The sequence below is a fragment of the Sandaracinaceae bacterium genome, from assembly GCA_016706685.1.
GTDB lineage: Bacteria > Myxococcota_A > Polyangia > Polyangiales > Houyiibacteriaceae > JADJJE01.
The window spans coordinates 261,806-270,876 of the sequence record JADJJE010000051.1 but is presented as its reverse complement, the minus strand read 5'-3'; the positions used below and the strand labels follow the sequence as shown (position 1 = coordinate 270,876).

Sequence of the window (9,071 nt, the reverse complement as noted above, 5' to 3'; positions counted from 1 at the left end):
CGTGTTCACCGTCCCGAGCGGCGCGTCCGAGCCCGCCCTGCTGGCCACCCTCATCGGCGGAGACCGCGCCGACGGGGCCATTCGCCTCACCGGGGTGGACGCCGCAGGCCTGCACCTGGCGCGCGCCATCCACGGCCCCGAAGACGCCATGTGCTGCCCCAGCACCGAGCAGCACGAGCTGTGGGTGTGGGACGGAAGCCAGTTCAACGAAGACCCCACGCGGCGCCATGTGGCGCCCACGGAGCCGTAGCCCGCATGACCACCGCACCCACCCTCGACTTCTGGTACGAGTTCGCCAGCACCTACTCCTACCTGAGCGTCATGCGCGCCCCGCAGGCAGCACTGGACGCCGGCGTCACGCTCACGTTCCGGCCCTTCCTGCTGGGCCCCATCTTCGCCGCACAGGGGTGGAACGACTCGCCCTTCAAGCTCTTCCCCATCAAGGGGCAGTACATGTGGCGCGACATGGAGCGCCTCACCGCGGACCTCGGGCTGCCGCTGCGCCGGCCGAGCGTGTTCCCGCGCAACGGCCTGCATGCGGCGCGCGTGGCGCTCACCTTCGCGGACCCACAGCCGTTCACCCAGGCCGTGTTCCACGCCAACTTCGGCGAGGACCGCAGCACCGAGCGCCCGGAGGTGCTGGCCGAGATCCTGACCGACCTCCGCCATGACGCAGCCGCCGTGCTCGAGGCCGCCAACGCGCCGGCCAACAAGGACCGCCTGCGCGCGCAGACCGAAGATGCCATGCAGCAAGGCATCTTCGGCGCGCCCAGCTTCGTGACCGCGGCGAGGTGTTCTGGGGCCACGACCGGCTGGCGCAGGCGCTGCGCTGGGCCGCCCGGGGCTGAGCTCTACGGGCGCGGCATCTTTGCTGGTGCACGTCGCGACCGGATCAATACCCAGCCCGCATCATCATCACGATCTCCTGGGCTTTCTGGCGATTGACCTGGTCGGTTCTTCCCATGATGAGAAACAGGTCGATCAGGGCCATGACCCCGCAAAATCCGAACGTCAGCAGCTTGAGAACGCCCAGCGCCGTGTCGCCGACATAGAAGCGGTCGGCCCCGAGCACGCCAAACAGGAATCCGAGGAGCAGCGCGGTCCCCCGGTCCTTCTTGCCCGCGTTGTACTGGGTCAAGAACAGCATCTTCTGGTGGTCGTTCATCCCTTGCTGCAACGACGCCAACTCCGCGAACCCGACTTCACCCATTCGACTCTCCCAGCAACCCCCGGATCAGGGGCCATGACGGGCATTGGAGGGCGCCACCGCAATCCGTCACGGTCGCTCTGCTTTTGAGAGCTCGAGCTGTTGCAAGGCAATAGCGCTCGCCAGCCCACTCCGCTTCTGGGAGAGTCCCGGCCATGAAACGCTGGAGGTCTTTTCAGTGGGCGCTGTGGGGCGTGTCACTGGGGTTCATGCAAGCAGGATGCAGTCCGGGCATTGCCATCACGCTTCCGGATGTGGACGCGGCCTCGCCGCCCGTCTGCTCGGTCGCGAGCGACACGGACTGCGACGATGGCCCAGAGCTCGACTGCGTGGACTTGCAGGCCGACGAGGCCAACTGTGGCGAGTGCGGGCACGGGTGCGTTGGGGACGAGGTGTGCGCTGGCGGTCAATGCTGCGGCAGCACCGTCTGCGGGGCGGTCTGCCTTGCGGACGAGTTCGTGGTGGAGCGCCGGACGGGTCCCTCGGAGTGTGTGGGCGCGCTGCTGTATGACCTCGACGCGGACGGCTTCGATGACGCGGTGTACCCGTGTCAGCTCGGCGAGAGCATCGAGCTCTACTGGGGCAACGTGGCCGGCACGCTGGGCACGCCGCTCAGCCTCGCCAGCGGGCGCGTGAGCCCGCACATGGCGTTCGGAGACGTGGACGAGGACGGCCACCAGGACATGCTCGTCGCGCTGCAGGGAGAGGGCCCTCCGTTCACGGATCGCATCCGCATCTTCTTTGGCGGGGGCATGCGCACGTTCCCGCGACAGTCGGACATCATGTTCGACGGGAACCCGCGCGCGATGGTGCTCACCGACCTCGACGCCGATGGTCACCTCGACCTCTTGATGGACCGCCCCGGCGCGGCGGACGCGTGCATGGTGCTGCTGCCCGGGAACGGCCGCGGCCTCTTCGACACCGTGGACCCACTCTGCGTCTGGAGCATCCCGGCGAGCCCAGACGACGGTGCGAACATCGTGGTGGTCGCCCGCGATCCGGGAGTGACCCACTTTGCGCGCGTCGTGAGCGAGGCCGTCTGGCGGCTGGACATCACCGACGCGGGTGTCGTGGTGAGCGCCGCGCGGCAGGTCGTCCCCGGGGTCGAACGGGCTGCGCACCTCACCGTGCTGGAGGCGGACGGTGACGACCAGCCCGACCTCATCGTCGCGTCGGTTCCGATGGCCACCAGTGGGCCGGTGGTCATCCAGCGCAGCACCACCCCGGCCGCCTCGTGCGACTACGACAGCGGCTTCGCACCGAACGCAGACGGTCTCGCGCTCTGGATTTTAGGCGCAGGCGACTTCAACGGGGACGGCCTCATCGACCTCGTCGGCCGCGCCGCGTGCTGCGAGCAGCCCACCAGCACCCTCGACCTCTACATACGGCGATGGCTCGACCCTCCCTTCGACTAGCCGTCCTCGCGCTAGCGCACCTGTTGCTGCAGCCCTCGCTCGCCGCAGCGCAGCCGGTCACCCCGGTGCCCGATGGCGTGCGCTTGGTCTATGCGGCCGAGGGGGTGCCAGGCTGCCCTGACGAGGCCGAGCTGCGGTCGCTGGTGGCGTCGCGCATTGGTGGTGTGCCCTATGTGGCAGACGGCGCGTGGGAGGTGCGCGTGACCGTCCGCGCCACGGGCTACGCGCTCGAGGCGCAGGTCTCCCTGCTGGGCCCAGACGGCCAAAAGCGCAAAACACACACGCTCGGCTCCGAGGGCGACTGCACGGCGCTGATGACCAGCGTGGCGCTCACGCTCAGCCTCGTTCACGACACGGTCCGCGAGGAGAGCGCCGGACGCGATGCGGGGGCACGGTCTCGAGACCAGCACCGTTGGCGAGACCAGCACGAGCACGGAGACCAGCCACGCGCTCACCACGAACGAGCGCAGCTCCATGGCCACGGCCCCGGCAATCAGCCCCAGCCCGGCACTCCCTGCGCTCCGCTGGTGGCTCGGGCTCGGGCCGGTGGTGGCTACGGCTCTGCCCAGCGCCAGCTTCGGACTCCGCGCTGTCGCTGCTGTGGGCGGGGAGACGATCGTGGTCCGCATTGGGCTCCGTGCAGACCTTCCGCATGCGCTCAACGAAGGCACGCCCGTGCTGCGCCTCGGCTGGGTGCTGGCCTCGCTCGGGGTGTGCGGGCGCTACCGCGCGCTCACGGCCTGTGGCCTCGCGCGCCTGTCGGTGGCCTACGTGCCCCCGGCGGGCGAGCCGCGCACCACCTTTCCACGCTCGGTCGGAGGCGGGCTGGGGGCCGAGCTGGGTGTCCGCCTGTGGGGCACGGGCGCAGCATGCTGCAGGCGCACGCGGGCTTCTCCGTGCCGCTCCAGCGCATGCGTGTGAGCGTGGAGGGCACGCCTCTCTTCCGCGAAAACCCGCTGGACGTCACGGTGGGCCTGGCCATCTTGTGGGGCCAGCCATGACGGATACGCCGCCGCGCGCCCAAGCAGGCAAGTAGAGACCCCGCCGCATGGACCCGTTCGACGACGACATCGAGAAGCTGCTCGCGCGCGAGCGACAGCGCCCGGACATCACGCCCGAGCACGTGCGCGCCCTCCGCGACGCCGCCGCACAGCGCATCGCGCTCGATGTCGCCGTGGGTCCCGAGGGGGCGCCGGCGCCGGCCTCGGCTGCGGGGATAAGCGCATCGAAGGCGGCCGTCTGGTCGGTGGCCATCTTCGTGGCGGGCTTGGGCACGGGCGTGGCGCTGACTCGCTGGCTCATGACCGACACACCCAGCACGCCCTCCCGTTTGATGGACGCGGGTGTGCCGGACGAGGGCGTCTCATCGATGCACCTTGGAGCGACTGCCCCGCAGGAGGCGGAGCTGGCGCAGCAGCCCTCACTGGGTGAAGCCGCGCAAGGGTCCGCACTGAAGTGGAGGCGCCGGTGCCGACCATGCCCCGCACGCCTCGTGATAGCCCCGTGGCCGGAGTCACCGCCGGCACCACAGCCACGGGCGTTCCGGGAGAGCCACCGGGCGCAGCTCATGGGGCGACGGGAGCCCGAGACGGCGCCCTCAACACCGAGCGCTTGCTCGTGGAGGCCGCGCAGAGCGCGCTCGCGCGTGGCCAAGCTGCCACCGCCCTCGAGCACGCGGCGGAGCACGCGCAGCAGTTTCCTCAGGGCCGCCTCGCGGCCGAGCGCGAGGCGTTGGCCATTCGCGCCCTGCTCCGCTTGGGCCGCGTGGATGCTGCCCGTCAGCGGACAGAGGCGTTCGACGCACGCTGGCCCGGGAGCCTGCTGCGAGGGTCCTTCGCCGCCTCGCTCGCGCGCGCGCTCGAAGACTCGGGGCCCCCCTGACCGTGCTCGACAACCCGCTCGCCACGGACTTCTGGGGCACCATCGAGCCCCACATCGCGTGGATGCACCGTCAGCTTCGTCGCTTGGGCGTTCAGCCGTCGGACGTCGACGACGTGACGCAAGACGTGCTCATCACCCTCCACCGGCGGCGGGAGGACTACGACCCCACCCGGCCGCTGCGCGCCTACCTCTTCGGCTACCTGTTCCGGGTGGTGGCGGACTACCGCAAGCGCTCGTTCCGCCGCCATGAGCGCACCGGCATGACCCTCTCGCTGATCTCTTCGGACCCCACCCCCGAAGAACACACGAGCAACCGTGCGCAGCTCGCCCTCGTGGAGCGTGCGCTCGACGCCCTCCCCGAGGGCCGCCGCGAGGTCTTCGTGATGGCCGTCATCGAAGAGCACAGCATCCCCGAGGTGGCCGAGGCCATGGGCATCCCGCTGAACACGGCGTACAGCCGGCTGCGCGTTGCCCGGGAGGAATTCGTGGCGGCGATTCGCGCGGCCACCGACTCCGAGTGACTCCAGTCGCGTCCGTCGCGCGCCGAGCTATCCTCCGCCCGTGGGTTGGCCTCAGAGCGCTGGCTGGGTGGTGATGACGGCGAGCCTCGCCGCCTGTGTGGACCTCCCCGCGCTTCCCGCGCGAGACAGCGGTGTCGCCGCGGACCTCGGAGACGCCAGCCAGGATGCGGCAAGCGATCTCGACCTGGCTCGCAGGGATGCGGAGGCCGATGGCGGTGACCTGGGTCCCGCCGAACTCTGTCAGCGCCCTGAAGCCGCTGGTGTCGGCTTTCGTGCGTTCGGTGACGTGCTGGTCTTGGACGACACCAGCATCACGCCGTTTGGAAGCGTGTTCACGTTCGAGGCGTGGGTGCGCCTTCGTCCACCGCTGGATTCCCTCCCCACGAGCGGAACGCTGTTCGCTCGCAAGGATGAGCAGGATGGGAGCTTCGTCATCAGCGTCACCACCATGTCCAGCCCTCGGTTCTGTGTCAGTCGCGACTCGCCCAGCGCGTCCCGCTCGGTGTGCACCGGTCCGGTGCTCCTCGTGGACACATGGCTTCATCCCGCGTTCGTCATCGACGGGACCATGGCTCGCATCTGGATCAATGGCGTCGAGAGCGCGACCGGGGACTTTCTCACGCCGCTCCACCCCTTCCGCTGCACCGGCGTACGGGACTACGGTGGGGGCGCCTGGCACGCGAGCGAGATGGCGTACTTCTTCTCGGCGAACGCAGAGATCGACGAGTTCGCCCTGCACCGCAGCCTCAGGTACGTCGCGCCCTTCACGCCCCCGCCAGTCCTCTACTCGGACGCCAGCACAGTGGGCCTCTACCGACTGGATGAGCGCGTGGGCACCCTCGCCTCGGACGAGAGCGGTCACGCCGCGCCGGCTGTGCTGGAACAGGGCTCATGGCTGGACGGCTGCGAGCGACGGACGCAGTTCGGCGACGGGCTCGACGGTTCAGTCATCGTCGACGGCCGTCTCGAGCTCTCACGCGACGTGGAGTATGAGCAGCTGCACATCACGGCCACGGGGGAGGTCCTCACCCACGGCCACCTCGTGCGTGTTCGCCGCAACGCTCTGATCGAGGGCGCGCTGCGCGATGATGGCGGCCCCGGCGCCCCGGGCGGGCGCGTTAGGCTCCGGGCGAGCCGCTTGAGCGGTGGCGGCACCCTGAGTGCTCGCGGTGGAGACACCAGCGGCGCCGGTGACCAAGACGGCGGGGGCGGCGGCGGATCCTCGTCGTCACCGAGGACCCCGCGTTGCCTGTGGAGATGAGTGTCAGCGTGGCGGGCGGTGCGGCCAGCGGGAGCGGGGTGCCCGGAGCGCTGGGCTCCGTGGACGCTAGCCAAGTTGTGCTGCCTTAGGCCAAGTTGCAGTGCTCCCGTTGGTCGCGCGGGAGCGATGGGTGCGTCACGGCGTTGGGTCGGCACACTGCGCTGCGGTACACACGAGGCTAGGCTGGCAGTCCGCGCTCGCACTACAGGTGGCACCGACGACCCCGGAGCCCGTCCTGTAGCAGCGAGGCGGCCCCGACGCGGATGCATAGCACGACGTCCCCGTGAGACAGCGAGCGTCGGGCACGCCGGTTTGAGACTGAGGAGCCTCGCACTCCGAGAAAGCTGTCTCCAACGAATGCGCAGCCTTCACCCTCTGGGGGCCGACTGAAAACACAAGAGTTGAGTGAGATGCTTGAACCGCGACGCAGACGAGCCCAGTTGGACAACGCGGCCCCGGTACTCTCCGGCACGTCCTTCCAATCGACGCTGTCGAGGTACAGTCAAACACACCCACTGTGACCGAGGTAGGAAACCACGCAGGTATACAGTAGTTTTCCCCGTTCGTCGAGGCCACGGACTGGGAATGCATCGTAGGAACTGTCGTGAAATCGACCCGATGAGCACACCGTCGGGAACCCGTCCGCCGTCACGCCATCGCAGCAGGTGGCCCCAGAGCATGAGCACGCCGGCGCGCAAATGCGCCCCGTCACAGGCTGGACTGGGTCGTCATCCAAGTACTCAATGCACTCCATCCCGTCGGGACAGCGGTACCCGCGGCCAAGCTGTCGTCGACGGCACATGGAGGCATCGAGCGTTGAACGCAGAGCCCCTGCCAGCACTTCGAGAATGCGTCGCAGTGTGCGTCGCTCTCACAGGCTACGCCGCGCTCTTCACACCAAGAGTATCGCCGGCCGAAGAAATTCTCCAGCAGGCCGAGCGAGGCGCCCTCGCCGCCGGAAAAGTATGCGAACGACGCCAGCAACGCGAGCTGACCCGAAGGGCATTGTTGAGTCGCAAGGTCAGCGAGCGGCCGACAGCGGCGAACGGCGCATGTCTCGCTGTAGTTGTCGCATGCACGCGCATCGACTCCGCACGCAAGGCCGGGTGCACAGTCAGTGATGTCGTCACACGCGTCACCAATCTGTGCGCCCCCTGTCGCCTCGCATCGACCCGTCCACTGAGGCTCACCCATGACGTCCGGGTAGCATGCGGTTCCTGTTGGGCACTCGGGATCCGGGACGCCCGTGATAACCTCAGGCACGCACGGACACGGCTCATCGAGGCGCACGTCGTAACAATAGTTTGCCCAATCGCGGCACACGCGGGCTCCGCTTCGTTCGATACAGGTCTGTAAGTAGCCAAGAGGGTTGGTGATCTGCTCGCCGCGGCACGCGTTGCCGGCACAGAAGTTCTCGCAGGTCCCGGTAGCGTCATCGCATGCCGCCACCCGATCGTCGCAGGCCCCGCAGAGCACTCCGCCGCACTCACGTTCGGCGCATGCGGCATCCAGAAACGCAGTGTTGCAACCGCCGGTGAAGCCCACCGCGTTGAAGCTCCGCGACACCGTATTTTCGAAGGTCACTCCGAGGGCCCCATGAAACGACAGCGTGTGCGTGCCCGCACGCGCGGACGAACACAGTGACACGAGGTACAAAGCCTCGATCTCGTCGACCACACGGGCTGTGACCCCATCCACTGGATTGCCCCCCTCCGTCATGACATCGCGGACGTCACGGTTCGCTACCAGTTCGAGACGCGTGCTTTCGGAAGCCCCGAGGATCTCTGAGGCGGCCACGAAGACCTGCTCGCCCGACGCCTCGATTGCGTCGGCTGCTGCCTGATCGGACGCGCGGCCCGCCGTATCGCCCCTGGCCGTCAAGACCACGGTGTATCCCACCGCGAAGGCGCCGCCGTCTGCACGTGCGGCGATCGCCAACCGCGCTTCGCGCGCAGCAGCAACGTGGTCTATGAGCGCCTCGTTGAGATTGGACGCGCCGCTGTCGGGGGCGACATATGTGCCGAGCGCCACAAGTTCACTGTCGAGCGTGTCGTAGTCGAGCGTAGGGCTCCCCGACACAACGCCTGCCTGTCCTGCGAACAGTGAGATCGCGACATAGTTTCGGTCTGGGTTCCCCGCCCCCTGGAGTTCGCTCAACGCAGCACGGAGCGAGGCCACTGTAGCAACTCGGTTCGAGACGGACGTCGTGTCGACCAAGAAGTGGATCACCCGAACCACCGAGTGCGATCGAGTCTCGACGTGGAGGGCGGCGTCTACGCCGACGAGTACATCATCTTGTCTCACAACCAGATCGCCTGCGCCAAGCCCAGAGACGGGGCGGCCATCACATGCGCGGATACTCAAGAGGTCGACCAGGGTTGCTGGCGCGTCACTTCGCGAGCCCATGACCTGCGCAACCAGGCAGTCGGGAGACGGGCCCGCGTCCGTCCCGTCGTCAGGCCCATTGGCGTCTGCCGTCGCGCTGTCCCACGAGGTCCCGTCGCCGTTGGACGCATCCATGATTGCGAGGTCTGCGAGCGGCGCATCCAGCGTGGCGTCCATCGCACCTGGTCCGTCGACACGTCCGACGGTCCGCATCCTCCCGCGAGAAGAGCCATGAACAGCATCGACCCCATCGGAGCCACCCACGCCCAACGTCCACTACTTCATCCATCCTGATGACGGCGAAGCGCATCAAGAGCGCCCGCACACCCTCCATTGGGGCCTTCTGCAGTGTTCCGTCAGAATCGTCGTCGCTATCGAGCGCTGCCCTGTGCGCCGTTGTC

At 68.3% G+C, this 9,071-nt stretch carries 8 protein-coding genes and 1 pseudogene; 7 read left to right on the top strand and 2 right to left on the bottom strand.

Annotated features, from left to right (window positions below; translation table 11 throughout):
* Both IPI43_31825 and IPI43_31820 read left to right on the top strand, forming a co-directional pair.
* Positions 1 to 250 (top strand): hypothetical protein (locus IPI43_31825; GenBank protein ID MBK7778653.1); only part of this gene is annotated, 250 nt, incomplete at its 5' end.
* Between the two features lie 5 nt (positions 251 to 255).
* A pseudogene (locus tag IPI43_31820) lies at positions 256 to 848 on the top strand (2-hydroxychromene-2-carboxylate isomerase).
* Positions 849 to 892: 44 nt separating this feature from the next.
* Here IPI43_31820 and IPI43_31815 read toward each other — a convergent pair.
* Positions 893 to 1,210, bottom strand: a complete 318-nt coding sequence (locus tag IPI43_31815) for a TM2 domain-containing protein (protein MBK7778652.1) — start codon at positions 1,208 to 1,210, stop codon at positions 893 to 895.
* 152 nt (positions 1,211 to 1,362) lie between these two features.
* Between IPI43_31815 and IPI43_31810 the strand changes: the two genes are divergently transcribed.
* The 5 genes from IPI43_31810 to IPI43_31790 all read left to right on the top strand — a co-directional run bounded on the left by IPI43_31810 (position 1,363) and on the right by IPI43_31790 (position 6,285).
* Positions 1,363 to 2,622, top strand: coding sequence for a VCBS repeat-containing protein (locus IPI43_31810; GenBank protein MBK7778651.1), 1,260 nt, complete (start codon positions 1,363 to 1,365; stop codon positions 2,620 to 2,622).
* Positions 2,623 to 3,003: 381 nt separating this feature from the next.
* A complete protein-coding gene (locus IPI43_31805; protein MBK7778650.1) occupies positions 3,004 to 3,543 on the top strand; it encodes a hypothetical protein in 540 nt (179 codons plus the stop codon).
* 555 nt (positions 3,544 to 4,098) lie between these two features.
* The gene (locus tag IPI43_31800) at positions 4,099 to 4,503 is read left to right on the top strand and encodes a hypothetical protein (GenBank protein MBK7778649.1); all 405 of its coding nucleotides are present in this window, start codon (positions 4,099 to 4,101) and stop codon (positions 4,501 to 4,503) included.
* Positions 4,504 to 4,505: 2 nt separating this feature from the next.
* Positions 4,506 to 5,024, top strand: coding sequence for a sigma-70 family RNA polymerase sigma factor (locus IPI43_31795; protein MBK7778648.1), 519 nt, complete (start codon positions 4,506 to 4,508; stop codon positions 5,022 to 5,024).
* A 40-nt stretch (positions 5,025 to 5,064) separates the two neighbouring features.
* The gene (locus IPI43_31790) at positions 5,065 to 6,285 is read left to right on the top strand and encodes a LamG domain-containing protein (GenBank protein ID MBK7778647.1); all 1,221 of its coding nucleotides are present in this window, start codon (positions 5,065 to 5,067) and stop codon (positions 6,283 to 6,285) included.
* Between the two features lie 708 nt (positions 6,286 to 6,993).
* Here IPI43_31790 and IPI43_31785 read toward each other — a convergent pair.
* Positions 6,994 to 8,847 carry a hypothetical protein gene (locus tag IPI43_31785; protein MBK7778646.1) on the bottom strand — a complete coding sequence of 618 codons (1,854 nt, stop codon included), beginning with the start codon at positions 8,845 to 8,847 and terminating at the stop codon, positions 6,994 to 6,996.
* Positions 8,848 to 9,071 lie beyond the last annotated feature (224 nt).

Excerpts from the sequence above, each read along its gene's own strand:
- IPI43_31805 (MBK7778650.1), top strand. The coding sequence starts at position 3,004 with ATGCGGGGGCACGGTCTCGAGACCAGCACCGTTGGCGAGACCAGCACG.
- IPI43_31785 (MBK7778646.1), bottom strand. The coding sequence starts at position 8,847 with ATGGACGCCACGCTGGATGCGCCGCTCGCAGACCTCGCAATCATGGAT.
- IPI43_31815 (MBK7778652.1), bottom strand. The coding sequence starts at position 1,210 with ATGGGTGAAGTCGGGTTCGCGGAGTTGGCGTCGTTGCAGCAAGGGATG.
- IPI43_31810 (MBK7778651.1), top strand. The coding sequence starts at position 1,363 with ATGAAACGCTGGAGGTCTTTTCAGTGGGCGCTGTGGGGCGTGTCACTG.
- IPI43_31800 (MBK7778649.1), top strand. The coding sequence starts at position 4,099 with ATGCCCCGCACGCCTCGTGATAGCCCCGTGGCCGGAGTCACCGCCGGC.